Raw genomic sequence first — 26,619 nt, 5'->3', positions numbered from 1 at the left:
TTGTGTCTCATAGGTACAGCCTATCAGCGCTATAGAAATCATATCTTGGAATTATAAACGCACCGATGTTATATTTAGAACATTCAAGAGAGACTCCACGCTCTCTTCATAGGAACGATTCTACTATATGAGGTGAAATTCATGGGCAATAAGACAATGTTTGAGAAGATTTGGGACAATCACGTTATTCATCAGGAAGAAGGCAAGCCGAGCATTATTTATATCGATCTTCATCTGGTTCATGAAGTGACTTCCCCGCAGGCGTTTGAAGGACTTCGCCTGAGCGGCCGTCCGGTCCGCCGTCCGGGACTTACCTTTGCCACAATGGATCATAACGTGCCTACCAAGGACCGTTTCAATATTACTGATCCGATCTCCAAGCAGCAGATTGATACGCTTTCGCAGAACTGCCGTGATTTCGGCGTAAGATTGTTTGACCTGAATGATATTGACCAAGGTGTCGTTCACGTCATGGGTCCTGAGATTGGCCTGACCCATCCCGGCAAGACGATTGTCTGCGGAGACAGCCATACCTCCACACACGGAGCCTTCGGTGCACTGGCCTTCGGGATCGGCACCAGCGAAGTTGAGCATGTGCTGGCCACCCAGTGTCTGCAGCAGTCCAAGGCAAAGACCATGGAGGTTCGCTTCACCGGCAGCCGTAATCCGGGAGTGACCGCCAAGGATATGATTCTCGGCGTAATTGCCAAATACGGAACGGACTTTGCGACTGGCTATGTTATCGAATATACCGGCGAAGCGATCCGTGAGCTGTCGATGGAAGAGCGTATGACCGTCTGCAACATGTCGATCGAAGGCGGAGCCAGAGCGGGCCTGATTGCACCGGATGAGACCACCTTCAGTTATCTGCGCGGACGCCAATATGTGCCGCAGGGTGAAGCGTATGATGCCGCCGTTGAGACCTGGAAGGGCCTTGTTAGTGACGAAGGTGCCCAGTATGATACTGTGGTGGAATTCGATGTAGAAACACTTATCCCGCAGGTTACCTGGGGCACCAGCCCTGGTATGGGAACGGATATCAACTCCACCGTGCCGAATCCTGCTGATTTCACTACCGAGAATGAACGCAAAGCCGCCGAGAAGGCGCTTGAATATATGGATCTGGCTCCGGGTACGCCGATCTCCGAGATTGGAATTGATTATGTCTTCATCGGCTCCTGCACTAACGGCCGGATTGAGGATCTGCGGGCCGCGGCTGAAGTAGCCAAAGGCCATAAGGTATCTGACAAGGTTACAGCGATCGTGGTGCCAGGCTCCGGGCGCGTGAAGATGCAGGCCGAGAAGGAAGGTCTGGACAAAGTATTCACCGAAGCAGGATTTGAATGGCGTGAAGCTGGATGCAGTATGTGCCTGGCGATGAATCCGGATGTTCTGCAGCCGGGACAGCGCTGCGCCTCTACCTCCAACCGTAACTTCGAAGGACGCCAGGGACGCGGCGGACGCACACATCTGGTCTCTCCTGCCATGGCGGCTGCGGCAGCCATCAAAGGACACTTCACGGATGTGCGTGACTGGAACTACAAGACGGAAGCCGTCAACTCATAATTGAGAGAGCAGGAGGATACAGCAAATGGAAGAATTCAAGAAGTTAACAGGAATTGTAGCCCCGGTAGACCGGGTTAATGTAGATACGGATGCGATTATTCCCAAGCAGTTTCTGAAACGGATCGAGCGCACAGGCTTTGGCCAATTTCTCTTCTACGAATGGCGTTTTGATGAAGCGGGAAATGACAATCCGGCATTTGAGATGAACAAACCGCGTTATGAGGGAGCTTCTGTACTGATCTCCCGCGCGAATTTCGGCTGCGGCTCCTCCCGGGAGCATGCTCCTTGGGCCATCATGGATTACGGGTTCAGAGTGGTCATAGCACCATCCTATGCCGACATCTTCTATAATAACTGCTTCAAGAACGGCATTTTGCCGATCAAGCTCTCGGAGACCCAGGTAGACGATCTGTTCAGCCGCACGGCCGAGCATGAGAGCTACACGCTTACTGTGGATCTGGAGAACAATAAGCTGAGTGATGAGTATGGTCTTGCTATCACCTTTGAACTGGATGAGCACCGCCGGCAGTTCTTGCTGCAGGGGCTGGATGATATCGGCTTGACACTTCAGCATGCCGATGAGATTGCCGCTTATGAAGAGCGACATGCAGCTAAGCTTTTTGCCTAAGAGATAAGATAAGTTAACGGGTGAAGCATATTTATTCTTATATTTACACAAAACTTCTATTTCCGGGTGTCGGAAATAGAAGTTTTTTTGCTATAATCGAGATATTATTGCCTGCGAAGGCAACTTTTGGGGGTTAGTGTCGTCTTAATCTTATCTGCAAATCTATCAATGGACCAAAGGAGAGGAAAGGATGAAGAAAGTCGGACAACGGGTGTTGCTTCTACTGCTGCTGCCACTGCTCCTCCTGTCATTCGCCGGCCACAAAGCTGCGGCAGCCGGAACAAACCCCGGTAAGATCGTGATGGACAGCAAGGAGCTTGCATTGCCTAAGGGGGTAATCCTCGAGAATGTGAATGGAAGCGTTATGATTCCGATCCGTGTAGTGGTGGAGAATCTGGGCTTCAAAGTGCTGTGGGAACAAAGCAGCCGCAAGGTAACTCTCCAGCAGGACGGCAAGTCTGTACAGCTTGCAGTCGGCAGCACCACCGCTCAAGCTGATGGTGTTAACCTGACACTTAATGCTGCACCCAAGCAGAACGGCGGGACGGTACTGGTGCCTGTCCGCTTTGTCAGCGAGCAGTTCGGTCTTAGCGTCGGCTGGGACAATACGGATAAGACGGTGTATTTGAGCGGAGGGGTAACAGAGATGGCCCCTGCCACTTCAGATCCGCTGCCGTCAGCCACCGCAGCTCCCTCCGTGTCAACCGGAGCCGCTCCAGTGGCTGTTGAGTCTCCTGCACCGACCACTCCGCCCCAGAGCGGCACAGAGATTCTCGAGGAATTGGACGGAAGTGTTATAGTTACTCCGACTCCGCCAGCTACATCACCGGTGGTGAAAGGGGCGGTATTCAGCGAGAACCGGCTGATTGTAGCCGCTGCGGGAGGAGCCAAGGCTACAGTTACGAGAGTTACCGGACCTGACCGCATTGTAGTGGATTTTGCCGGAGCGGCATTTGCTCCTGATTTCAGCGGGAGCTTCCCGGGCGTATCCACGGGAGGAAGTCCGCAGGGCAAGCTGGATGTGAGCGGCTACCCGCTTGTATCTGAAATACGTTATGCGTTGTTCAGTACGAATCCGCCGACGGTCAGGTTCGTAATCCAGACCACAGGCTATCAGAATTACCAAGTAAGTACGGATGAGAGTACAGGTCTAGTCACAATCGATCTGAATGTAACAGGCAGTGAAACGGGCGCGCCTGTGAATCCGGTATTCACCGGAAGACCGATTATTGCGCTTGATGCCGGACATGGGGGCAAGCAATCGGGTGCGGTCAGTCTTACCGGCAAGCTGGAAAAGACCTTTAATCTCGCGGTCATCCTGAAAGCCGGAGCTATTCTGACGCAGGAAGGCTGGGCTGATGTCATCTACACCCGTACATCGGATATTACCCTGGGCCTCCAGGATCGTGTGAATATTGCCCAAGCGGCGAATGCTACGCTGTTCGTATCTCTTCATGCCAATTCACTCGACGTATCCTATCCGAACCGTAGCAAAGTGAATGGCAGTGAGACGTACTACAGCCGCAGCGAGAGCCTGCCGCTTGCCGAGATTATGCAAAAGCATCTGGTAGCGGGAACCGGCCTTAAGGACAACGGAGTCCGTTCCAAAAGCCTGCATGTGACCCGGGAGACCCGGATGCCTGCCATTCTGCTGGAGGCGGGGTATCTGACGAATCCGGGAGATGAAGCAGCCCTGTACAGCGAACAGATGCAGGATAACCTCGCGCGGGAGATTGTAGCAGGAATTAAGGAATATCTTGGCTTGTAACGCTGTATAAGCGAAGTTGTCTGTAACCGCACTACATACCTTTTAGCAACAGGGATTACACAGACATTTCCACATTGATTGGGATTTATTCGCAACTTTTAAGTTCTACGAACGTCTACACTATGTCGAAGGTTGTCAGTTGGCATGCCATCAAGAACGCCCGATTGGGGGCGGAATACTAGAGTCTTAGAGGTGAAGAATGAAGAAATTTGCTTTTATGCTGTTGCTGCTGCTCTTTGTTGTGGTACTGCCAGGGCATGGACAAGCCGCTGCTGGCCAGAACAAGATCTTCCTGGATGGCCAGGAACTGAATGCAGGACAAGACGTTCCGGTGGAAAATGTAAATAACTCCATCATGGTGCCGCTAAGAATGATCGCTGAGAACCTTGGATACAAGGTGGATTGGAATCAGACAAGCAAGACCATCAAGATTGAACAGCAAGGAAAGACCATTCAGCTGATCGTAGATCAGACTGCGGCATCCGTCGACGGTAAGACGGTAATTATGTCAACAGCCCCTCTCCTGCGGAACGGTACGACACTCGTACCGATACGGTTCATTGGAGAGCAATTCGGTCTTACGGTCAAATGGGATAACACGAAGAAGGTTGTAGATCTTATTACCCCGCCCATTCCCGAGCCTAACATTGACCCGGGACAAAGTAATGGGGACGGAGGGACGGTTGTAGTGCCGCCGGGAGAACCCTCAAGCAGCCTGAGCATGATCAATGGGATCAGCTTCAATGAGAACCGGTTCACGATTGCGATAGACGGCAATGCCGAGCCGAAGATCTCCAAGATCAGCGGACCGGACCGCATCATCATTGATCTGCCGAATGCCACGTTCTCGGATATATTCGGAACAGGACAAATACTTGACCCTGACCTGAACGGGAACCTGACAGTTACGGATTATCCGGATGTCTCCGGTATCCGCTATTCGCTGTATAGCACTAATCCTTATACTGTCCGATTTGTAATTGATCTTAAAACTCCCAAAAATTATAGCGTAGAGGTATCGGGAGATTCCTCAAAGCTCATTGTCATTGATTTGAACGCACAGGCTCCAGGCGATACTTCAACGCAGCCGGGCAACAGCGGGCGCAAGCTGGTTGTACTTGATGCCGGACATGGCGCGAAGGATTCAGGGGCTGTAGGCATTACCGGCAAATACGAGAAGAATTTCAACCTGGCCGTGATTCTGAAGGCGGCTGCGCTGCTAAAGCAGGAGAACAAAATTGACGTGGTGCTGACGCGCAGCGACGATACCTTCCTTGAACTGAAGGAAAGGGCGGCAATTGCCAATAACCTCGGTGCAGATTTGTTCATATCCGTCCATGCCAACAGCAGCGGATCAGCGGCTTCCAGCGGAACGGAGACCTACTATCAGCGGGACGCGAGCAAGGCTCTGGCCAATGTGATGCACAAGTATCTTGTGCAGGCTACCGGGCTTAGCAACAGGGGAGTTCGTTACGGCAACTTCCATGTGATACGCGAGACAAAGATGCCTGCGGTACTGCTGGAGGTTGGCTATCTCAGCAATAAGAAAGACGAGGCTCTGCTGTTCACTGAAGCACTGCAGAACAATGTGGCCGCATCGATGGTCAGCGGAATAAAAGAGTATCTCGGGATTCAATAACAACGGGCGGCAGCAGGAGCCGCAGAGTCGTATGCAGACCTTATAATGCGGTCAAAAGGACTTTGCAGTCCCTCCTGCCCATATTCATCTGAGGGGGTTAATCAAATGAACAAGAAATTGACATATGCAGGGATCGCTGCAATGCTGCTTCTCGTAATTTCGGGCTGCGGCGATAAACCTACTGCTGCACCGGCCGATGCGTCCGGTCAGGATTCAACCTCGGTATCCAGCGGTGCTGAAGGAAACAATGCCGGGAATGATACTCCCACTGCCACACCGGCAGCTACAAGCACGCCTGAGCCTGCAGCAACTGTGACTCCAGCGGCTACGGAGGCACCGGCAGTGCCTGAGAAGCAGAGTCTTAAGATCAAGACGTATTATACTGACCTGCAACAGAACGACTTAATTCCGGCTGAAGTTTCTATCAGCTTCAAGGATGCCAAGGAGAAATATACGGAAGCCTTCAAAACACTCCAGAAGAGCGATAAGGATGACCAAATTCCTCTATGGAACAAGATTGAACTGAAATCACTGGAATTCTCCAATGGACAGATTGTGATGGATATTCATAAGCCGGATGAGGCACAGCTTGGTGCAGGCGGCGAGTCTCTGGCGATTGGCGCGTTGTCACAGATGTTCTTCCAGTTCGATGAAGTGAAGAATATCGATGTGCTGGTAGATGGAGAACAGGTAGAGAGCCTGATGGGGCATGTGGATCTTGTGCATCCAATTACCCGCGAGAACAACGGATTGTAGGCATTAGGCAGGAATAAGCCGGATGGCTGACGAAATTACCAACATAGAAATCCAGATGAGCCATAGAGAGGGGAATATCGAATTGTCCGGTCCAAAACGATTAAAGCGTACGGTTCAATCTTATTCTGTAAAAGCGGTATCTGCCGTTCTGGCCGGTGCGATGGTGCTTGGCGGGGCAGGGGCTGCCTTTGCCGATAATTCTTCAACCGGAGCAGCCGTTGCTGCTGTAACTCCGCAGACGGCTGCAACTGGTTCAGGGATCTTCAGTGATGTCAAGACGGGCTTCTGGGCCGAAAAGCATATCTACAAGCTGGCAACTCAGGGCATTGTGGTTGGCAATAACGGCCTGTTCCGTCCTGGCGATTCTGTGACCCAGCAGGAAGCAGTGCTGATGGCGCTGCGCTTCATGAAGCTGCAGGGAAATGTGAACACCAGTACCGAAGTTGCGCTGCCTAATGATTTTGTGGTTACGAACTATTATAAGCCATATGTAATCCTGGCCTTCCAGCACGGACTGCTGGATAAGACCACGGAGATGGCTGCAGATAACCTCAAAAGCTCGTGGGGCGAGCGGAAGGCCAGCCGTGAATGGGTCGCGGAGCTGCTGATCCGCGCGCTTGGCCAGAGTGCATCGGCGTCAGCGGCTGCAAGCCGGCCGACAGGCTTTGCCGATGATGCCAAAGTGTCCGCGAACAAACGCGGCTACATTAATACAGCGGTGGAGCTGGGACTGGCGAATGGGTTAACCGGCAACCGCTTCGATCCGCAAGGCGCTGTGACCCGTGCGCAGCTGGCTACCTTCTTTAGCCGTGCTGAAGCGCATAATAGCCTGGAATACGACAATACGTTCAAAGGAACGGTCAGTTCACTCAAGGACAGCAAGCTGGGATTGTACACTAACGGCAGTACGCTGGAATTCACTCTGAATGCCAATACCGCCTACTACACCAGTACCTCCGAGAATCGCATCTCATTGAACGAGATCCAGCCCTATACGAATGTGACTGTAATTGGAGCTACCTATAGCGCAGCTTATGTAGAACTCACAGATCCGGCAGTCCAGGTTGAGCAGGCTGAAGGTGTGTTCACCAAGCATACACCGGGTATCATCTGGGTCGATTCCGCGAACGGATACGATCAGTATCCCTACGATTCAGACACGGCTTTCCTGGATGTGAACGGAGCGGTCATTCAGCCCGCTTCCATCACCGCCGGCAGCAAGCTTACGCTGCTGCGTGAAACCTTCACCGGTTCCCGCAAGGTTGTGAAGGTGCAGGTCACCTCCGGTATTGTGAACAAGACGGCTAAAGGCACGGTTCAAAGCGTTGACACTGCAGCCAAGAGCATCACATTTAAGAATGCCGACGGCACAGTAGAAACCTTCAAATGGGAAGATGGGACTACGCTGTTCAGCTCCCCGAACTCTATCATTCAGCCCGCAGAGCTGAATGCCGGTGCTGCTGTCTCTTATACCATCAAGGACAATACGATCCGTTCGGTGGAAGTAACCTCTGGTGTTGAACGCGTAGTGAAGGGCTTCATTTATGAGCTGACAGATTCAACGATTGTCTACCAGAAGAGCGATGGCACCCGTGAGGTCAATCTGCTGGCTGCCACACCGGCTATTGTGATTCCTAACGCCGTAAGTCCGGTAATCGCAGACCTGATCGCTGACAAAACATCCGGTGACAATGTGCAGCTAACGCTGAACGGCAATGATCAGGTGGCCAAGATTGAGGTGCTCAGTCGCCAGATTGAACAATATGTGGCTGCTAGCGTTGTGGATTATAACACCAAGACCCAGTATCTGACCTTCACGGACAATAACGGCAAGGCTCATGTGGTCAAAATGGATGAGAAAACTAAGATGTCGTACGGCGGAATGCTTACCTCTTCACTGTCCACCATGGGGCCCAGATTGGTTGAGAACCGCAAGATTGATGTGACCTCTATTAATGAGCGTGCAATGTCTGTTGAACTCACAACCAAATATTCCGGCACCCTGACGGCTATCAATACTTCAACCAAAACGATTGTGTTCAAGCTGGGCAACGGACAATTGCTGACGATGTCTTATCCGCAGGCCATTGAAATGTTTGGCAAAAGCGGCGCCGTCATCACCGATGTTCCGCTCAATGTGCCGGTTACGGCAGTGCTTGCCAGCAACCAGGAGCTCATCTCTGTGCTGCGTGTGAATGGGTCGTCCCAGTTCGAGATTGCTACCATCAATGCGGGCACTAACAAGATGACCGTGAAGCTGGAGGGTGGCAGCAACAGCAGCGAGTTAAACCTGGTGAATGTGCCGCTTACCAACGAAGCAGGACAGAAGATCGCACTGACTGAGCTGAAGGCCGGAGATTTCGTGAATCTCAGCTTCGACGGTTCCACACCGCTGTCCCTGCAGACGGTTAAACAGGTTGCCGGACAGGTAACGGCAGTGGATGCCGCAGCAGGTACATTCACTGTGAAGGATTATACGGGAGCCTCCCAGCCTTATACTGCGGGCAGCGGAGTAAGAATCCTCCGGGATGGTGTTGCAACGAACGCTCTGAGCGGTCTTACCACAGCAGACCGGGTATTGGTGCGTAAGGATGCGACTGGTGTAGTGATCATCTCCGTGTTCAGTCAGTTGAACCGGACGTTCGCCCGTTATGAGAGCGCGACGAATGAAATATACACTAAACGTGCCACGCTGAATGAGAATAATAAGTTTGGACTTGCCCTGAATGCATATATTCATCAAGGTGACACGACTTTACCCGTGCAATCTCTCAAAGAAAATGATAATATTATAATGTATTTCAATAACGACAAGGTTGTAGAGATTGTGAAACAATAATCGTTTTGGTGATTTTCCGTGTGAAACACCGTCTTGATCCTTGAATTTTCCCTGGATCAAGGCGTTTTTTTTGAAATATAAGGGCAGTACGGTGTTCGCTTGAACGCTACGAAAGTATACGATATAATGTATCTTTGCTTATATTTCTTCAGACTTGAGTAGATATGCTGCAAGAGGACTTGCAGTCATACCTGCTCCGTGGAGGGGACGCTATGAAAGCTGCAGAGGTCCGCCACATCCTGGACACTATCGGTGGCATGTTCCCTGATGCACATTGCGAGCTGAATCACAGCAATGCTTTTGAGCTTACCATAGCCGTGCTGCTCTCAGCCCAATGTACGGATGCAACAGTGAACAAAGTGACCGAGGACCTGTTTCAGAAGTACAAGGCTCCGATCGACTATATCTCAGTACCGCTGGAAGAGCTGGAGCTGGATATCCGGCGGATTGGTCTATTCCGCAACAAGGCCAAGCATATTCAGAACCTCTGCGCAATCCTGATTGAGCAGTACGGGGGTGAGGTGCCTCAGGCCCATGATTTGCTGGTAACTCTGCCTGGTGTCGGACGCAAGACTGCGAATGTGGTCGTATCGAATGCGTTCGGAGTGCCAGCGATTGCCGTGGATACTCATGTGGAACGGGTAGCCAAACGGCTCGCACTTGCGGGCTGGAAAGATTCCGTGCTGGAAGTGGAGAAGAAGCTGATGAAGGCGGTGCCGCGTGACGAATGGACGCTGACGCACCACCGGCTGATCTTTTTCGGGCGATATCACTGTAAGGCTCAGAATCCCGGGTGCCAGATCTGCCCGCTGCTGGATGTATGCCGGGAGGGCAAGAAACGTATGAAAACTGCTGTAATCAGGAAAGCTAAGGATCATACGAAAGCTAACCAAGAATTAGAGAAGAAGAGGATGGGATAGAGATGAAGTGCATTTCTGTATACACCGATAATTTTGAAGCATTTTCCGATATTTTTGACCGCGTAGTGGACAGCCCGATGGAAGAGAACGAAGAACAGGAAGTGGAAGGTATCACAATCAGCCATTCCGGCGATGTGCCTGAGTTCTACCTGGAGCGTATGTCCGCGAAGCCAGAGGTTGTAGTAATGAAAGACAAATCCCGTGGTTTGACCATCCTGCAGCACGGCAAAGTCTTTGAAATCCTGCTTCCAGTGCTGGAAACAGCTTAATTTGGTTAGAGTTAGTTAGAGAGCCGGCCCTTTGGGCCGGCTCTCTTTGCGTTTCACGAAGCTCTAGTGCGGCTGACTATTCTAAGTAATGTCTAAGCCTCAGAGTATACGCGATATAGACCATAATAGAAGGGAGAAAGAGCATGGCGCACAGCAACATAGACACACTCGTCAGATGATGAAGCAGCTCAAGATTCCATACGTGAATGGACAGGTATCTCATTAGAAAGGTAATTAACATCAGCAGGGTGACTGTGCCAGCTATAATTTTACTGGTATGAGTAATTGTTCGGTATTTCTCATAGAGAGTAGAACGGTCAGTATGAATGGGAACTGTGCCGGGTTCCGCAGCAAATATATGCATATTTCCGGCAGAACATACATACGCCCAGCCGCTGTCGGCAAAAAGCTCATGGTATTCCTGCACCTCCTGCTGAAGTACATTCTGGATATCCAGACAATAAATCCGTCTTCGGGCTGTTCCTCTACGGACAATGTAACCAGACCCTAAGCGGGAAAAACGCTCCAGTATCCAGCCCTGTTCCGACAATCTGCTTAATTTATCCATTTCCTCTTGCTCGGCAAAAGCCAAGCCCCAAGACATAATATAGCGTATCTGCTTATTGTTTCCCCTCATTGTAGCTCCTCCTTCGCATTTAGCTGTGCCAATCTCCCGTGTTTTGACATTCTTAACCGTCGTTCAATCTCAGCTTCTACCATAGCCGTTCCCGCTTGAGTAAGCTGATAGGTCTTGCGCCGTTCATCGTCGTCTTCGTGTAAAAGGATGTAACCGGATTTCTGCAGCTTCTTGATGAGTGTATATAATGTCGCAGGACCCATGGTGATCTCGCCTTCGGTAAGCTCTTCGATGTATTTCATAATTGCATAGCCATGCTTAGGTAAGAGTAAAGCGAGCAGGATGTAGTAAGCAGAATCGGACATTTGCTCAGTTTTCAAGGGGGTATTCTTAGGCATACCATTCCTCCTATCAAAAATATTGAGATCGAATGATATATCCATAATGGATATATCCGTCATGGATATAGTATATGATTATGGTATTATCTGTCAAGCGATATATGGCATCTGCGAAATCTAGTTTTTCGTGAAGGTTTATAGGTGATTTTGTAAATGTGGATATTTGATTTGTGACGATCTGATGATAAAATATAATTATTCTATTCTTGCAGTGAAATAAATCATACAAATGTAATAATTATGAAAGAAGCTATAGAACGCAGCGAAGGCGGGGATGTCGTGGGAGCAGAACGGGAAAGAGTGGAGCAGGTTACAGCGGGATCATCAGCGCTTAGGCTGCTGGAGGAGCGCATGAGGCAATGGGGAGAACAGAAGAGTGCGCAGATTGTAGCAGATCTAAGGGTTAAAGAGCACGCAGATGAGCTGACGCTGGCATTCTGCGGACATTTCTCGGCAGGGAAGTCAAGCATGATTAACAAGCTCTGTGGTAAGCCTGTGCTGCCTTCGGGTCCGGTTCCAACCAGTGCGAATATTGTATCGATCCGCAGCGGAGCACCGCAGGTGCTGCTGCATCCGGTGGACGGAAGTTCCGGAGGGAATCTTGGGGTGATCAAGACTACGCCTGACCGGCTTCAGGATTTCTGCCGCCAGGGGACTGAATATTCAGCGATAGAGGTGTGGGAGGATGTCCCGGTGCTGGGGGCTCACGGTGTGCTGATGGACACTCCCGGCGTAGATTCGACAGATGAGGGCCATCAGGCGGCGACGCGCTCGGCGCTGCATCTGGCGGATGCCGTGTTCTATGTGATGGATTACAATCATGTGCAGTCGGAGAATAATCTGGCGTTTGCCAAAAGCCTTAGTGACTGGGGAAAGCCGCTCTACCTGATCATCAATCAGATCGACAAGCACAGGGAGCAGGAAATCCCGCTGGAGGAATACCGGCGGCAAGTGGAAAGCGCTTTCCGGGAATGGGGGGTTCATTCTGCGGGGCTGTTGTTCACTTCACTTAAGGTGGAGGGGCATCCGCTGAATCAGTGGAAGGATCTGCTGTCGTTGATCTCCGGTTTGCTGGAGCAGCGGCAGGTACTGCTTGAATATAGCTTGTCCCGTTCCATGCATCATACGGCGGATGCTGTAATTGCGGATTATCGTGAGCAGCAGCAGGAGGAGCGGGCTGCGCTGCTCGAAGAGGCAGATGGTGCAGCGGCTGAAGCTGTGGAAGCAGAGCTCCTGGCAACGATGCAGGAGGAAGCGTCGCTGGAGAAATTGCCTGAACAGTCGTGGGTCGATCTGCGCAGCAGGCTGGACGCTCTGCTCGGCAACACGAATCTGATGCCGGCCGATCTGCGGGATGCAGCGGGCGCATACATCGAGAGCCTCCAGCCTGGCTTCCGGCGCGGCCTGCTCTTCACCGCTGCGAAGCGGGAGAAGGAGCAGGGAGCGCGGCTGCTGCACTGGCATAGCCTTCAGCAGAGAGAGATCACTGCCCAGCTGGAGTGGCACACTCTCGAGCTCGTGCGCGAATGGGCGGAAGGCCTGGAGCTATGGCAGGAGGAAGCGGAGCCTATGCTGAAGCAGGCCTTCCCGGTGGTGAGCCAGCAGTGGCTGGCGGATCAGGTGAAGCCGGGAACCGGGGCTTCAGGCGAGGCGCTGCTTAATTTCTGCCGCACGCTTGCGGCAGAGATTAAGGCGCAGTTCCGCCGCGCGGTCCTGGCCTTCGGCGAGCCGCTGCTGGCGCAGCTGCCGCCGCTGGTGGAGGAGCGGCGCGCGGAGCTCACGCGCCGCCGGGCGGCCCAGCAGCGGCAGGCGCATGCGCTGGCCGCGCTGGCCGCTCTGGACCGCGCGGCTGCCGCGCGCGCGGACGCCCTCGCGGCGCTGCTGCCGCCGCGCCGCACCCTCACCCCCGGCGCGCTGCCGGGGGTGCCGCCCCTGGCGGCTGGCGCGCCTAGCGCCGCCAGCCCGGAACCGCCGCCGCGCGTTGCGGCGGCGGCAAGCCCTGGCGCCGCCCCGGCCTGGGCGGCGGGCACGGCACAGCCGGCGGGCGGGCGCCGCCGGCTGACACAGGCCGCAGCGGCGCTGCACGCGGCGGCCGGGGTGCTGCGGAGCGAGCCGGCTATGGCCTCGGCGGCGCGCAGCCTGGCGGCGCGGGCGGAGGATCTCGCCGGCGGCCGCTTCACGATGGCGCTGTTCGGAGCGTTCAGCGCCGGCAAATCCTCCTTCGCTAACGCCCTGCTGGGCGAAGAGGTGCTGCCCGTGTCGCCGCATCCGGCAACAGCTGCCGTCGGGCGGATTCTGGCGCCGGAGGGCGGCTTCGCCCATGGGGCGGCGGCCATCACCATGAAGCGGGCGGAGGAGGTCTGGGAGGACATCCTCCATTCCTTCAGTGTGCTGCAGCTGGCACCGCCGCAGCACGACTCGTGGACCGCAGCCGTAGCCCGGCTGCAGACCGGCGGGCTTCATCCGTCCGCGCTGCCGCATGCCGGCTTCCTGCGGGCAGCTGCCGCCGGATGGGAGGAATCCCGTCCGCTGCTCGGGACAGAGCGGACCGTCAGCCTGGCGGAATACCGCAGCCTGGTTGCAGACGAGAAGCGCGCCTGCTTCGTGCAGAGTACTGATCTGTATTATGACAGTCCGCTGACACGGAGCGGCATTGTATTAGTGGATACGCCGGGTGCGGATTCCTTACATGCCCGGCACACCGGTGTTACCTTCGGCTACATGAAGAACGCCGATGCCATCTGCTTCGTGACCTACTATAACCACGCCTTTTCCAAGGCTGACCGCAGCCTGCTTGCCCAGTTGGGTAGAATCAAGGACAGCTTCGCGCTCGACAAAATGTTCTTTATCATCAACGCCGCAGACCTCGCAGCGGACGAGGCCGAGCTTGAAGAGGTGAAGCAGCATGTGGCGCAAAATTTGCGGGCCGGAGGCCTGACCTCACCGCGGATTTACAGCGTGTCCAGCCTGCTTGCGCTGGAGGGCAAGACAAGCGGAGCGGGGGAGGCTTACGAGGCCTCCGGGTTCGGCAGCTTTGAAGCCGCACTCTCCGCGTTCGCCGGTGATGAACTGCCGGGACTGTCTCTGGCAGCAGCCAAGGACAGCCTAAGCTCGGTGCGCGGGCGCGCCGAAGAATGGCAACGCCTTGCGCTGATGGAAGCAGACCAGCAGGCGGAAGGAATGAAGCAGTTCCGGCAGCGCCGGGAAGCGGCGAATCTGCGGCTGGCTGCGCTTGCGCAGGAAGACCGGCCGCTCCGGGACCTGCGCCGTGAAGGTGCAGAGCTTCTCTATCATGTCCGGCAGCGGATTGCCTTTTCGTTCGGGCGTTCCTTCCAGGAGTCCTTCCATCCATCCATTCTCAGGGAAGACGGAGGGAACCTGAAGGACATCTTCATCGCCTGCGGGCGGGAGCTGGAGCGCAGTCTTCTGCGTGAACTGGAGCAGGAGCTGTGGGCAACGACCCTGCGGCTGGAGTCGGCAGGGCGCAGATTCGTGACCCAGGCGGCCACAGCGGCTGCTGCCGAGCTGTCCATCCCGGATCAGGAGCTTCAGCTGCTGGAGAATCCAGATGAGCGCTGGCCCGCACCTGCGAAGCTGAACTGCGTTCTGGCTCCGCTGGACTGGGCCGGACTGTGGAGCCGCTTCAAATCTCCGCGCCACTTCTTCGAGGGACCGGGCCGGACAGAGATCCGCGCGGCTGCCGAGCCGTGGTTCAAAGAAGCGGTAGCTGCGGCGGCGCAAGGACAGGAGCACTCTCTGTTGACATTCTATACCGATGCAGCGGCAGCGGCCTTATCCCAGGCCGCAGACCAGCTGCGTGAAGGCCTGTCTGAACAGGAGGCAGCCATGTCGGCGCTGCTGAAAGGGGGTGATGGTGCGCAGCATTGGGGCCGGATCGCCGAAGAATTACGGCTTCAGGAGCAGGCTTTCGTTGAAATATAAAAATTTATAGGTTTTTCACTTGATAAACCGTTTTCAATTGTCTGTTGAACAGCCATCTGTGAAGTTTGTAGGAAAATGTCGAAGAACACTTGCAATCTGGTGGATGATGGATGAAAATAAAGAAGACTGAAAATTTACAATCAAACTGCGACATTTTACAGAAACAGAGAAGTCAGCAGACAAATTTGCGAAAAGAGGTTGGAGTCGACAATGTGGGGAGCTCCTTTATCAGCCCGGAGTAAAAAGCTGCTGCTGCTCGGCAGCGGTGAACTGGGTAAGGAAGTCATTATCGAAGCTCAGCGCCTTGGCGTAGAGACCGTAGCTGTGGATCGTTATGAAGCGGCACCCGCGATGGGCGTGGCCCACCGCTCTTATGTACTGGACATGCTGGATGCAGAGGCACTCAAGCAGCTTATCCGTACTGAGAAGCCGGATTTGATTGTACCGGAGATTGAAGCCATTGCTACAGGGGCGCTGGTGGAGCTGGAGGAAGAAGGATTCCTCGTTGTTCCTACCGCCCGTGCTGCTCGGCTGACCATGGACCGCGAAGGCATCCGCCGTCTGGCGGCAGAAGAGCTGGGCCTGCCTACAGCGGCCTACCGGTTCGCTGACAGTCTGGATGAACTTCGCCAGGCCGTGTCAGAGCTGGGAACGCCTTGTGTGATTAAGCCGATCATGAGCTCATCAGGCAAAGGCCAGAGCGTGTGCAGAACACCAGGCGATGCGGAAGGCTGCTGGAATACGGCGCTTGAAGGCGCACGTGCGAAGGGGACACGCGTCATCGTGGAGGCTTTTGTTACCTTTGAGAGCGAGATTACACTGCTTACCGTCCGTTCGGTTAGCGGAACCGTATTCTGTCCGCCGATCGGCCACATTCAGCAGGATGGCGATTATGTAGAGTCCTGGCAGCCGCATCAGATGAGCGGGGCGCAGCTGGAAGAGGCTGAGGCTATCGCCCGGGCGGTTACCGATCAGCTTGGCGGTTATGGAATTTTTGGTGTGGAGCTGTTCCTCACCGCGGATGGGGTTCTGTTCAGTGAAGTGTCCCCCCGGCCGCATGACACAGGTATGGTTACAATGATTACGCAAGATTTGTCGGAATTTGCTCTGCATGTCAGAGCCATTCTTGGATTTCCGCTGGAAGCGGTACGTTTGTTGACACCGGGAGCTTCGGCCACCCTGAAGACTGATGGAACCGGACAAGCTTTTGCGGTGAACGGGATTGAAGAGGCATTGGCCCTTCCCCGCACGCAGGTCCGGATATTCGGTAAGCCGGAGATCCGCCCAGGGCGGCGGATGGCAGTAACACTCAGTTCAGCGGAAGATGTTGAAATCGCGCGGATGACGGCCAAGCAGGCTGCGTCTAAGCTACAAGTGGAGGTATACAAGGATGAACAGTAGTACTCAGGAGCAGGTACTGCAAATTCGCAAATGCGGCATGAATGATCTGGAGAGAGTGACAGCCCTTTTGCGTGAATTCGGCTATCCGACAACGCTTAGCGTGATGAAAGAGAGAATGGAAGGCATGGAGCATGATCCGTTCCACTGCACACTGGTCGCAGAGCTCAATAACGAAGTTGTGGGAATGATCGGTTTACGGCAGGTGAAGTCCTACTACAAGCATGCCGATTGTATTACGGAGATTACCGCGCTGATCGTATCAGAGGAGCTTAGAGGACAAGGCCTTGGCAAAAGACTCGTGAGCGCAGCGGAAGAATGGGCACGCCATCAGGGCTGCTGCCAGCTGTTCCTGCGGAGCGGCAACCGCGTTGAACGTGCACCTGCACATGCGTTTTACCGCCATATCGGCTTTGAAAAGACAACAGGCTACCGCTTCAATAAAGCCCTGCTATAATCCTATACGTGTAACCGAACATCCCCATCCCGGCGTAATCGGGATGGTTTTTTTTTGGAGATAGCGTGACAACCCCGCCACTGCTGGTCTGGAATGCTCCCCGCTCCGCCTTTTCCCCGAGGTCGCCCCAGGAATTTAGTGGGAAAAGAGCATCTATTTCGCCCGAAATCCCCCTATCTAGAACAGCAGTTGGAAAAAGTACATCTATTCGTCGGTAACCCCAGCGTTATGAGCAAATCCGCAGAAATAAATGTCATTTATCCACTGAAATTAGCCTTAATGGTTAATATGATCAAATTAAGTGCGCGAAATCCACTTGTTGATTAAAAAGAGTACAACTCAAAGCTTGGTCGTCGCTGCGGTGAACATTTGGCCCTCCGGCCGCTATCGCTCCTATAGTTCCAAATTTCCCCTCCGCTTCTTTTGCTTTTTGTTAACTTCTTAAGTGCTCTAACCTATGTACATAATTTCCGCTTGCGTTATATCAGGACACGCTATATAGTAAATTGCTCCTTCTATATAAACATAGATCGGACCATTTGAATCAGCTATTATAGTTCTGTGAACCTCCATATCCTATGCCGAAGAGGGATGAAGCATGTACAAATTAATACTCGCCGAAGACGAGGAAGATGTAAGAGAAGGCATTATTGCCCAGATTGACTGGGAGCAGTACGGCTTCGAGGTTGTTGAGCAGGCCGAGAACGGGCGGGAGGCGGCGGATGCGATCGACCGGCTGCTGCCGGATGTGGTCGTTACCGATATCCAGATGCCTTTTATGAACGGGTTGCAGCTCGCAGAATGGATACGCAGCCGCCATCCGAATACGAAGATTATCATTCTGACCGGCTATGATGAATTCGAATACGCCCAGAAGGCGATCAAGCTGCAGATTGATGAATATATCCTGAAGCCCTTCTCGTCCCGGGAGCTGATTGATGTTCTGCTTAAGGTTCGCGCGACGATCGAGACCGAGATCGCCGAGAAGGAGAATGTGTTCGTACTGAGCGAGCATTACCGTAAGAGCCTGCCGCTTCTGCGTGAGCAGTTCCTCTCTACCCTGGTGTCCCGCCGTTTGCGTTCTGCAGAGATCGCTGAGAAAAGCACTGAGTACGGCATCCCCCTTACCGGTGAATTGTTCCAGTCCTCGGTGATCAGCATCGATTATATCCGTCCGGACCGTTCCCCCGGGCTTCAGGAAGGGCGGCCCGTGTCCCTGCGGGATACCGGAGACCGTAATCTCCAGCTCTATGCTGTGCTGAACATCGCGGAGGAGATCTGCCAGAAGCATGGCTTCGGCAAGGTATTCATCCACCGGGATGATGTTGTGCTGCTCTCGGTCAGCCAGAGCCCGGAGGAGAGCGACATCACCGCCAGAACCTTTGCCATTCTCGAAGAGATCTGCCAGAATGTGCAGCGCTTCCTGAAGCTGACGGTAACTGCCGGGGCCGGCACTGTCTGCAAGGCACCGTCCATGCTGTTCCATTCCTTCGGGGATGCGCTGCAAGCGCTTGATTACCGGCTGATCCTCGGCAACAACCGGGTCATCTGGATTGAGGATGTGGAGTCACGGTCCAGCCGGATGCTGGACTATGATGAGCTGACCCAGCAGTCGCTGATCCGCACGATCAAGCTGGGCACCGTCCAGGAGCTGCGCGAAGTCGTGGACGAGCTGTTTCGGGGACTGGATACGGAGCAGGTGTCGGCGCAGGATTATCAGATCTTCCTGCTGGAGATCATCACCTCCATTCTGCGGGTGGCGAAGGAATCCGGGAGCGGAACGAATGATTTTATCGGACCCGGCCTGACCTCGCTAAGCGATATGAACAAATTCAACAACCTGGAAGAAGCCCGGCAGTGGATTATTACCGTATGTACCCGGCTGATGGATTCCATTGCATCGGGGCGCCAGTCGAGCTACAAGCAGCTCATAGACCAGGCTAAGGAATATATCCGCAGCCACTATGAAGAATCCGATATGTCAATCGGCAGGGTATGCCAGCATCTGCATATCAGCACGGGCTATTTCAGCAGCATTTTCAAAAAAGAAATGAAGATGACCTTCGTCAGCTATCTGCTGCAAATCCGGCTGGAGGCCGCGAAGGAGCTGCTTCGTTCCACCGAGCTGAAGGCGTTCGAGATCGCCGAGCGGATCGGCTTTGCCGACCCGAATTATTTCAGCTTCTGCTTCCGCAAGAAATACGGACAATCCCCCAAAGAGTATAAGAACAGCGCGCGGGGAGAATAGTCATGAACAAGCCGAAGGGTTATTTCTTCCCGCTGCGGCCTGGGCCTGGCAAGAGCGGCAGGCTGCGCCTGTCCTCGAAGCTGCGGAGCATTCAGCTGATTATCACGCTGACGTTCATGGCGGTGACTGCGGCGGTGGCCGTGATCGTCAGTGTGATGCTGTACGGCAAATTCGCCAACACGGCGGAGGAGAATGCCAATCTCAACATGCAGCAGATCATTGAACAGGTGAACTATAACCTGGAGCTTTACGTGAAGGGGATGGGCAGTATTTTTGCGACCGCCGAGAAGCAGATTACCTCTACGCCCTCCATCGATTCCCCGCTGCTCTATGAACGGATGGATACACTGATGAGCAGCCGCGAGGATCTGGTGTCTGTGGCTGTTTTTACCCCGCAGGGACAGTACGTCGTAGGGACGCCGGGGCAGACGATGCGCATGAACACGGGGCTGGAGAGCCAGAGCTGGTTCACTACAGCCAAGCGCACCTCGGAGATCTCCTATTCCGCCCCGCATATCCAGAATCTGTTCAAGGGCAGGTATACCTGGGTGGTCTCCATCTCCAAGCTGATTCAGTACAGAGAGAACGGGGAACTGAGAACCGGGGTGCTGCTGCTTGACTTCAACTTTAGAACGATTGACGAACTCAGCAAGCAGGTCAAGCTGGGCAAAAGAGGCTACGCCTACATCCTCGATCCGCTCGGCAATATCGTCTACCACCCGCAGCAGCAGCTCATCTACGCCGGGCTGAAGTATGAGAATGTGGAGCCGGTGCTGGAATACGCCTACCGCAGCTATCTGGACGAATCAACCGGGGAGAAGCGGTTTATTACCGTACGCACACTGGCGCAGACCGGCTGGAAGATTGTCGGGGTAGCCTATTACGATGAGATTGTCACTACCAAGCGGGATCTGAACCAGTTCCTGGCGTGGTTTCTTGGTGTTGTGCTCGTCTGTGTTATTGCGGTCTCGGTCTTCCTGTCCTGGCTGATTGCAAGCCCCATCCGCAAGCTGGAGCGTACCGTGAAGCAGGTGGCGGAGGGGGATTTGAATACGCCGATTAATGTCAGCGGAGCCTATGAGGTAGAGCAGCTGTCGAGGCGCTTCAACATGATGCTCCAGCGTATCCGCCAGCTGATGGAGCAGATTATTTATGAGCAGGAGACGAAGCGTAAGGGCGAGCTTGAGGTGCTGCAATCGCAGATCAACCCGCATTTTCTGTACAATACGCTGAATTCGGTTATCCGGCTGGCCGAACGCGGCAAAACGGATGAAGTCGTCACCATGATCCAGTCACTCTCAAGATTCTTCCGTATCAGCCTCAGCAAAGGCAAGAATATTATTACCATCCAGGAAGAGCTGGACCACATCCGCCATTACCTGGTGATTCAGAGCTTCCGCTTCAAGAATAAATTCCGTTATGAGATCACGGCGCAGGAGGAGGTCCTGGAGTGCCAGACGATCAAGCTGATCCTGCAGCCTATCGTGGAGAACGCGCTCTATCACGGGATCGAAATGCTGCCGGACGAGGGGCTGATCTCGATCACCGCCGGGCTTCAGGACGGGCTAATTATCATCAAGGTCAGCGACAACGGCCTTGGCATGTCCAGGGAGACGGTGAACGGCATTCTAAGCGGAAGCGTCAAAAGCACCAGCGGATCAGGGGTCGGCGTCCGGAATGTGCATGAACGGATCGGCCTGTATTACGGGCGGGAGTACGGGCTTGCTTTTGAGAGTGAGCTGGAAGAGGGGACGGTTGTTACGATTGTGTTCCCGGCCCGCCCGGCGGGAGAGGCTACGGATGAGCAGAAGGAGGAGACGAACCTGTGAAAAGCCTGCGTGTATGGCTCACCGTGCTGCTGTGCGGCGTGCTGTGGATCTCTGTGTCCTCTTGCTTCAATGCCTCGCCAGCTTATATCAGCACCAGCAAAACGCGGAATATCCACCTGATTGTCAAGATGAACCAAGGGGACTACTGGAACACCTTGAAGCTGGGAGCAGAGGCTGCGGCGAAGGAATTCAATGTCAATCTGACCTTTAAGGCACCGGATTCGGAGAGTGATATTGAGGAGCAGGTCGTCATGGTGGAGGAGTCCATTAAGGAGAAGGCGGATGTGATTATTCTCGCGGCCAGCAGCTATATGGGACTGGCACAGGTAGTGGACCAGGCGGCGTATTCCAGAATTCCGGTCATCTCAGTCGATGCGGAGGTCGGCTCGGCCAAGGTTCGGACTTACGTGGGATCGAACGGCTACGAGGCCGGACAGAAGTCCGCCGAGCGTCTGATCCAGCTGCTGGGGGGCTACGGCGAGATCGGGATCATTAACTTCACCAATTCGTCGCTTACCCCGGACTCCGGCAAGAATGGCAGTATCGACTATGGTGCGCGGGATGCAGATGAGCGGGAAAAGGGTTTTCTGAATTACGCCGCCCGCTTCCCGAATGTTAAGGTCGTACCGATCGCCTACACCTCCTCCAGCACCTCCGACGCCGAGAATCTGACCCGGGAGATGCTGAACAAGTATCCCGAGCTGCGTGGTATTGCCACCCTGAATGAGATTGCTTCACAAGGCGCGGCCAGGGTGATTCAGGGCCTGAAGAGGGATAGTGTGCAAATGATTGCTTTTGACAGCTCGCCCTCCATGATGGAATCGCTTCAGGATGGCACTGTGCAGGCTACCGTCATCCAGAATCCGTTCAGCAACGGGTATCTGGCAGTGAAATATGCTGTGGAGGCACTCGAAGGGATGGATATTCCCGAACGCGTGGACACCGGCACCAAGCTTATCGATCTGGAGAATATGCTGTGGCCGGAGAATCAGAAGCTGCTGTTCCCGTTTGTAAGATAGCAGAATTTTCATGAAACTGAGTAGGATTTTATATTCGCAACCGTTTTCACGTAGGGCATAATAAGGATGTACCCGGGACACACCGGGTTCATCCAAATAAAGAAATATCCTCAGGAGGTCAATTAGACATGAAAAAAATCACTTCCGTTTTACTTGCCAGTGCATTGCTGGGTGCTGCTCTCGCAGGCTGCGGCGGCAACAATAACAAGGCGTCTGATGCTGCTAACACAGGAACTGCGGCTAACACAGCGAATTCGGGTTCAACTGAGACTCCAAAGGTCGGCGTAGCGATCTACAAATTCGACGACACGTTCATGACGGGTGTCCGCAACGCCATCGATGCTGCTGCTAAGGGTATTGCCACGGTTGATATCGTAGACAGCCAGAATTCCCAGCCAACACAGAACGATAAGGTGGATCTGTTCATCACCAAGAAATATAACGGCATGCTGATCAACCCGGTAGACCGCACTGCTGCTGGCGTCATCATTGACAAGGCCAAGACAGCGAACATTCCAGTGGTTTTCCTGAACCGCGAGCCGCTGCCGGAAGATATGAAGAAATGGGATAAAGTCTACTACGTAGGCGCCAAGGCTGAAGAGTCCGGCACCATGTCCGGCCAGCTGATCGTGGATTACTGGAAGGCACACCCTGAAGCCGACAAGAACGGTGATGGCGTACTGCAATATGTCATGCTGAAGGGCGAACCGGGACACCAGGATGCCGAGCTGCGCACCACGTACTCCATCCAGGCGATTGAAGATGCTGGCATCAAGGTAGAGAAGCTGGCTGAAGATACCGCGATGTGGGATCGTGTAAAAGGCCAGGAGAAAATGGCAGCCTTCCTCGGCTCCCACGGCGACAAGATTGAAGCCGTACTGGCCAACAACGATGACATGGCACTCGGCGCCATCGAAGCTCTGAAGGCTCAAGGCTACTTCAGCGGCGATAAGTACATGCCGGTTGTAGGCGTGGATGCCACAGCTCCTGCGGTTCAGGCTTTGCAGGATGGAACGATGCTGGGTACCGTACTGAACGATGCCAACAACCAAGGTAAAGCAGCGATTACCCTGGCCGCTCTGCTGGCCAAAGGCGAAACACCAACCAAAGAGAACGTAGGCTTCGACATCACAGACAACCAGTTTGTATGGATCTCCTACAAAAAAATCACCAAAGACAACGTAGCAGACGCGAAATAATTCGTTAACAGGTGCAAGGATACAGATACAGATACGTTTCATAGATACCAGTCCCGGAGGGCGCTGTACCGCGCTCTCCGGAATTCCTTACGGGTAGGGAGCAGGATGGAACCGCTGTGCCTCTCATGGAAAAAGAAAAAAAGCGTAGGGGGCGTAACAACATGGCAAATACGGAATTTTTGCTGGAAATGAACGGTATTACCAAAGAATTTCCCGGCGTTAAGGCGCTGGATGGAGTCAGCATTAAGGTTCGTCCGGGCTCGGTTCATGCACTTATGGGCGAGAACGGGGCAGGCAAGTCCACACTGATGAAATGTCTTTTTGGAATCTATTCACCGGATGCCGGTGAGATCTTCCTGGATGGCCAGAAGGCCTCCATCACAAGTTCGAGCGAAGCACTGAAGCACGGCATCTCGATGATCCATCAGGAGCTGCACCCTGTACCTTTCCGCAGTGTGATGGAGAATATCTGGCTGGGGCGTTTTCCGACCAAGGGCATCGGGCCGCTTCAGTTCATTGACCACAAAAAAATGTTCACAGACACAGAAAACTTATTTAAAGATCTGGATATCGACCTGAATCCCGAAACGCTGGTGGGCAAGCTGTCTGTATCCAAGATCCAATCTATCGAAATCGCGAAGGCGGTCTCTTTTCACTCCCGCGTTATTGTCATGGATGAGCCAACCTCGTCCTTAACGAGCGTGGAAGTGGAGCATTTGTTCCGGATCATCCGGGACCTGCAAAAAAGAGGCGTAGCTATTATCTATATATCTCACAAAATGGAAGAAATCCTGGAGATCTCCGATGAAGTGACGATTATGCGTGATGGTAAAAAGATCGGTACCTGGCCTTCGGCCGAGCTGACCACGGACCTGATTATCTCCAAGATGGTCGGGCGCGATCTGACGAACCGTTTCCCGGAGCGCACCAATGTTCCAGGCAAGGTGTTCATGAAGGTAGAAGGCCTGACCTCACCGGAGCCCAGATCCTTCAAGGATGTCTCCTTCGAATTAAGACGCGGGGAGATTCTGGGGGTCGGCGGTCTGGTCGGCGCACAGCGAACCGAGGTCATGGAAGCGTTGTTTGGACTTCGCGCGGTGAAATCCGGCTCCATCTCGATAGACGGCAAGAAGGTGAAGATTAACTCTCCGCAGGATGCCAAAAAACACGGGCTGGCCTTGTTGACCGAGGAGCGCCGCGTGACGGGGATTTTCCCGGTGCTGTCTGTGCATGAGAACGGCGCCATCGCCAACCTGGACCGCTACAAGACGCCTTATCTGCTGCTGAACGGCCGCAAGAAGAAGGTTGAAGTCGATAAAATGATTGAAAAGCTGCGCACCAAAACACCAACGACCAAGACGCAGATTATGAACCTCTCCGGCGGGAATCAGCAAAAGGTGCTGCTGGCCAGATGGCTGCTCACTGAGCCTGAGGTGCTGCTGCTCGATGAGCCGACACGCGGAATTGACGTCGGTGCGAAGTTCGAGATCTATACGATCATTGCCGACCTGGCGAAGCAGGGGAAGAGTATCATCATGATCTCCTCGGAAATGCCCGAGCTGCTGGGGATGTCTGACCGTGTCATGGTAATGTCGGAAGGACGGCTGACAGGAATATTAGAAGGTACGCAGGCTACAGAAACCGAAGTGATGCGTCTCGCTGCACAGCATTAATCAGGAGCTACAGCTCACAGGACGGCGAAAGCAATAGGGCTGCTGCAAGGCTGAAGAAGCTCAGCAACGAATGCTTAAACTTCGCGTAACAATTAAGGAGGAACACAATTATGACTATTAAAAGAGCGCAGTCCTTCGTGACTCAAAACGCTATCTACATCGTGCTGGTACTGCTGATCATGGGGATTATCATATACGAGCCAAGCTTCATGTCCATTAACACCTTGCGGGATGTACTGATCCAGTCCTCCACACGCGTTATTATTGCTCTCGGGGTGGCCTTTATCCTGATCACCGCCGGGACCGACTTGTCGGCAGGCCGGGTGGTCGGCTTCACAGCGGTGATCTCAGCTTCCATGCTGCAGATACCCGACTACTCCCGCCGTTTCTTCCCTGATCTGCCGCAGGTGCAGGTCTGGCTGCCGATTCTAATCGCCATTGTGGCCGGTCTGCTCTGCGGGCTCGTCAACGGGATTATTGTCTCCAAGCTGAACGTTCCGCCGTTTATCGCCACTCTGGGTACGATGCTGATCGTATACGGCCTGAACTCCCTGTACTTCGATATGGACCCTAACCAATCCCAGCCGATCGGCGGCCTGCGCCGGGACTTCACCGATATCGGCTCCGGCTTCATCGGCAGCGGCCAATATTCCATCCCGTACATCGTACTCATAGCCCTCGGAGTCGCGGCGATCGTCTGGGTGCTGTTCAACAAAACCAAGCTGGGCAAAAACATGTACGCCATCGGCGGCAACATGCAGGCAGCCAAGGTATCCGGGATCAACGTCTCCAAGAACCTGATCTACATCTATGCCATCGCTGGTGCTCTGTACGGTCTGGCCGGTGTGCTTGAAGCAGCCAGAACCGGCGGCGCTACCAACAACTACGGGAACATGTACGAGCTTGACGCCATCGCAGCCTGCGTCGTCGGCGGCGTATCCACCACCGGCGGGATCGGCACCGTACCGGGTGTCCTGGTCGGGGTTATTATCTTCACCCTGATCAACTACGGCCTGACCTTCATCGGTATCAGCCCCTACTACCAGTTGATCATCAAGGGCTTGATCATCATCGCTGCGGTATCGTTTGATATGCGTAAGTATTCTTCGAAGAAGTAGCTTGGGGTTCGGTGATTAGTCGTAACTGCGGGGATTTTGGACTTCCGGCCGCTGCTGTCTCCAGATTTCTTGATTTAAACCGCTAATCGCGGTAGAAATCCGGAGACAAAGGCGGACGCTCCCGCTCCTACAGTTCCAAAATCCCCTCCGGTACTCCTATCACCTCACCAAGGGTGGGGTAGGCAGGACAAAGAGCGTTTGCGGTATCCACGCAAACGTTTTTTGGCTTGCACCGATTTGTCGCAGCGTTGCTCCAAATCATCTGATTATACGTGCCTGCGGTGGTGAGTATTGGACCTCCAGATGCTACCGCTCCTCCAGCTCTCGAATTCCCTCCGCTACTCGGAACAGGTGATCATGATTTGTTGCAATA

At 53.8% G+C, this 26,619-nt stretch carries 19 protein-coding genes; 17 read left to right on the top strand and 2 right to left on the bottom strand.

All coding sequences use genetic code 11. From position 1 onward, the window contains the following. Positions 1–141: 141 nt before the first annotated feature. The 8 genes from leuC (at position 142) to MKZ07_RS11155 (ending at position 10,385) form a co-directional block, all read left to right on the top strand. On the top strand, positions 142–1,566 hold the full coding sequence (leuC, locus tag MKZ07_RS11190) for a 3-isopropylmalate dehydratase large subunit (RefSeq protein ID WP_036698006.1): 1,425 nt from the start codon (positions 142–144) through the stop codon (positions 1,564–1,566). 25 nt (positions 1,567–1,591) lie between these two features. Further along, the gene (gene leuD, locus MKZ07_RS11185) at positions 1,592–2,194 is read left to right on the top strand and encodes a 3-isopropylmalate dehydratase small subunit (RefSeq protein ID WP_076156715.1); all 603 of its coding nucleotides are present in this window, start codon (positions 1,592–1,594) and stop codon (positions 2,192–2,194) included. 190 nt (positions 2,195–2,384) lie between these two features. Continuing rightward, positions 2,385–3,962 (top strand): N-acetylmuramoyl-L-alanine amidase, encoded by a 1,578-nt coding sequence (locus MKZ07_RS11180; RefSeq protein ID WP_036698001.1) that lies wholly within the window; start codon positions 2,385–2,387, stop codon positions 3,960–3,962. Positions 3,963–4,161: 199 nt separating this feature from the next. Continuing rightward, positions 4,162–5,601 (top strand): N-acetylmuramoyl-L-alanine amidase family protein, encoded by a 1,440-nt coding sequence (locus tag MKZ07_RS11175; protein ID WP_036697998.1) that lies wholly within the window; start codon positions 4,162–4,164, stop codon positions 5,599–5,601. A 105-nt stretch (positions 5,602–5,706) separates the two neighbouring features. Then, entirely contained in the window at positions 5,707–6,357 is a 651-nt protein-coding gene (locus MKZ07_RS11170; protein WP_036697996.1) for a GerMN domain-containing protein, read from the top strand. Positions 6,358–6,379: 22 nt separating this feature from the next. After that, positions 6,380–9,196, top strand: a complete 2,817-nt coding sequence (locus MKZ07_RS11165) for an S-layer homology domain-containing protein (RefSeq protein ID WP_341025838.1) — start codon at positions 6,380–6,382, stop codon at positions 9,194–9,196. Positions 9,197–9,408: 212 nt separating this feature from the next. Beyond that, positions 9,409–10,116, top strand: a complete 708-nt coding sequence (gene nth, locus MKZ07_RS11160) for an endonuclease III (protein WP_036697993.1) — start codon at positions 9,409–9,411, stop codon at positions 10,114–10,116. A gap of 2 nt (positions 10,117–10,118) precedes the next feature. After that, positions 10,119–10,385 carry a hypothetical protein gene (locus MKZ07_RS11155; protein ID WP_036697991.1) on the top strand — a complete coding sequence of 89 codons (267 nt, stop codon included), beginning with the start codon at positions 10,119–10,121 and terminating at the stop codon, positions 10,383–10,385. Between the two features lie 76 nt (positions 10,386–10,461). Here MKZ07_RS11155 and MKZ07_RS11150 read toward each other — a convergent pair whose 3' ends face one another. Next, positions 10,462–11,022: a DUF2812 domain-containing protein gene (locus tag MKZ07_RS11150; protein WP_051493848.1), complete on the bottom strand. Its 561-nt coding sequence runs from the start codon at positions 11,020–11,022 to the stop codon at positions 10,462–10,464. Next, positions 11,019–11,360 (bottom strand): PadR family transcriptional regulator, encoded by a 342-nt coding sequence (locus tag MKZ07_RS11145; protein WP_036697987.1) that lies wholly within the window; start codon positions 11,358–11,360, stop codon positions 11,019–11,021. Before MKZ07_RS11145 ends, MKZ07_RS11150 begins: the two co-directional genes overlap by 4 nt. Positions 11,361–11,603: 243 nt before the next feature. Here MKZ07_RS11145 and MKZ07_RS11140 point away from each other — a divergent pair, with 243 nt between their 5' ends. The 9 genes from MKZ07_RS11140 to mglC all read left to right on the top strand — a co-directional run bounded on the left by MKZ07_RS11140 (position 11,604) and on the right by mglC (position 26,246). Then, positions 11,604–15,305: a dynamin family protein gene (locus tag MKZ07_RS11140; protein ID WP_341025836.1), complete on the top strand. Its 3,702-nt coding sequence runs from the start codon at positions 11,604–11,606 to the stop codon at positions 15,303–15,305. A 210-nt stretch (positions 15,306–15,515) separates the two neighbouring features. Further along, positions 15,516–16,706 carry a formate-dependent phosphoribosylglycinamide formyltransferase gene (gene purT, locus MKZ07_RS11135; RefSeq protein ID WP_036700725.1) on the top strand — a complete coding sequence of 397 codons (1,191 nt, stop codon included), beginning with the start codon at positions 15,516–15,518 and terminating at the stop codon, positions 16,704–16,706. After that, complete coding sequence (locus MKZ07_RS11130) at positions 16,696–17,160, top strand: GNAT family N-acetyltransferase (RefSeq protein ID WP_036700727.1); 465 nt, start codon at positions 16,696–16,698, stop codon at positions 17,158–17,160. Before purT ends, MKZ07_RS11130 begins: the two co-directional genes overlap by 11 nt. Before the next feature lie 598 nt (positions 17,161–17,758). Continuing rightward, positions 17,759–19,408: a response regulator gene (locus MKZ07_RS11125; RefSeq protein WP_076156734.1), complete on the top strand. Its 1,650-nt coding sequence runs from the start codon at positions 17,759–17,761 to the stop codon at positions 19,406–19,408. Between the two features lie 2 nt (positions 19,409–19,410). Next, positions 19,411–21,237, top strand: a complete 1,827-nt coding sequence (locus MKZ07_RS11120; protein ID WP_084649087.1) for a sensor histidine kinase — start codon at positions 19,411–19,413, stop codon at positions 21,235–21,237. Continuing rightward, on the top strand, positions 21,234–22,256 hold the full coding sequence (locus MKZ07_RS11115) for a substrate-binding domain-containing protein (protein WP_036700732.1): 1,023 nt from the start codon (positions 21,234–21,236) through the stop codon (positions 22,254–22,256). Before MKZ07_RS11120 ends, MKZ07_RS11115 begins: the two co-directional genes overlap by 4 nt. A gap of 128 nt (positions 22,257–22,384) precedes the next feature. After that, positions 22,385–23,455: a galactose ABC transporter substrate-binding protein gene (locus MKZ07_RS11110; RefSeq protein WP_036700733.1), complete on the top strand. Its 1,071-nt coding sequence runs from the start codon at positions 22,385–22,387 to the stop codon at positions 23,453–23,455. Between the two features lie 161 nt (positions 23,456–23,616). Next, entirely contained in the window at positions 23,617–25,128 is a 1,512-nt protein-coding gene (locus MKZ07_RS11105) for a sugar ABC transporter ATP-binding protein (protein ID WP_076156739.1), read from the top strand. Positions 25,129–25,238: 110 nt separating this feature from the next. Continuing rightward, a complete protein-coding gene (gene mglC, locus MKZ07_RS11100) occupies positions 25,239–26,246 on the top strand; it encodes a galactose/methyl galactoside ABC transporter permease MglC (RefSeq protein ID WP_036700737.1) in 1,008 nt (335 codons plus the stop codon). Positions 26,247–26,619 lie beyond the last annotated feature (373 nt).

It is taken from the genome of Paenibacillus sp. FSL P4-0338 (assembly GCF_038002365.1).
Classification (GTDB): domain Bacteria; phylum Bacillota; class Bacilli; order Paenibacillales; family Paenibacillaceae; genus Paenibacillus_AQ.
Note: the sequence above shows the minus strand (reverse complement) of the source record. Positions and strands in the feature narration are given on the sequence as shown.

What these genes read in the sequence shown, in the direction of transcription:
- leuC (WP_036698006.1), top strand. Translation starts at nt 142, where the DNA reads ATGGGCAATAAGACAATGTTTGAGAAGATTTGGGACAATCACGTTATT.
- leuD (WP_076156715.1), top strand. Translation starts at nt 1,592, where the DNA reads ATGGAAGAATTCAAGAAGTTAACAGGAATTGTAGCCCCGGTAGACCGG.
- MKZ07_RS11180 (WP_036698001.1), top strand. Translation starts at nt 2,385, where the DNA reads ATGAAGAAAGTCGGACAACGGGTGTTGCTTCTACTGCTGCTGCCACTG.
- MKZ07_RS11175 (WP_036697998.1), top strand. Translation starts at nt 4,162, where the DNA reads ATGAAGAAATTTGCTTTTATGCTGTTGCTGCTGCTCTTTGTTGTGGTA.
- MKZ07_RS11170 (WP_036697996.1), top strand. Translation starts at nt 5,707, where the DNA reads ATGAACAAGAAATTGACATATGCAGGGATCGCTGCAATGCTGCTTCTC.
- MKZ07_RS11165 (WP_341025838.1), top strand. Translation starts at nt 6,380, where the DNA reads ATGGCTGACGAAATTACCAACATAGAAATCCAGATGAGCCATAGAGAG.
- nth (WP_036697993.1), top strand. Translation starts at nt 9,409, where the DNA reads ATGAAAGCTGCAGAGGTCCGCCACATCCTGGACACTATCGGTGGCATG.
- MKZ07_RS11155 (WP_036697991.1), top strand. Translation starts at nt 10,119, where the DNA reads ATGAAGTGCATTTCTGTATACACCGATAATTTTGAAGCATTTTCCGAT.
- MKZ07_RS11150 (WP_051493848.1), bottom strand. Translation starts at nt 11,022, where the DNA reads ATGAGGGGAAACAATAAGCAGATACGCTATATTATGTCTTGGGGCTTG.
- MKZ07_RS11145 (WP_036697987.1), bottom strand. Translation starts at nt 11,360, where the DNA reads ATGCCTAAGAATACCCCCTTGAAAACTGAGCAAATGTCCGATTCTGCT.
- MKZ07_RS11140 (WP_341025836.1), top strand. Translation starts at nt 11,604, where the DNA reads ATGAAAGAAGCTATAGAACGCAGCGAAGGCGGGGATGTCGTGGGAGCA.
- purT (WP_036700725.1), top strand. Translation starts at nt 15,516, where the DNA reads ATGTGGGGAGCTCCTTTATCAGCCCGGAGTAAAAAGCTGCTGCTGCTC.
- MKZ07_RS11130 (WP_036700727.1), top strand. Translation starts at nt 16,696, where the DNA reads ATGAACAGTAGTACTCAGGAGCAGGTACTGCAAATTCGCAAATGCGGC.
- MKZ07_RS11125 (WP_076156734.1), top strand. Translation starts at nt 17,759, where the DNA reads ATGTACAAATTAATACTCGCCGAAGACGAGGAAGATGTAAGAGAAGGC.
- MKZ07_RS11120 (WP_084649087.1), top strand. Translation starts at nt 19,411, where the DNA reads ATGAACAAGCCGAAGGGTTATTTCTTCCCGCTGCGGCCTGGGCCTGGC.
- MKZ07_RS11110 (WP_036700733.1), top strand. Translation starts at nt 22,385, where the DNA reads ATGAAAAAAATCACTTCCGTTTTACTTGCCAGTGCATTGCTGGGTGCT.
- MKZ07_RS11105 (WP_076156739.1), top strand. Translation starts at nt 23,617, where the DNA reads ATGGCAAATACGGAATTTTTGCTGGAAATGAACGGTATTACCAAAGAA.
- mglC (WP_036700737.1), top strand. Translation starts at nt 25,239, where the DNA reads ATGACTATTAAAAGAGCGCAGTCCTTCGTGACTCAAAACGCTATCTAC.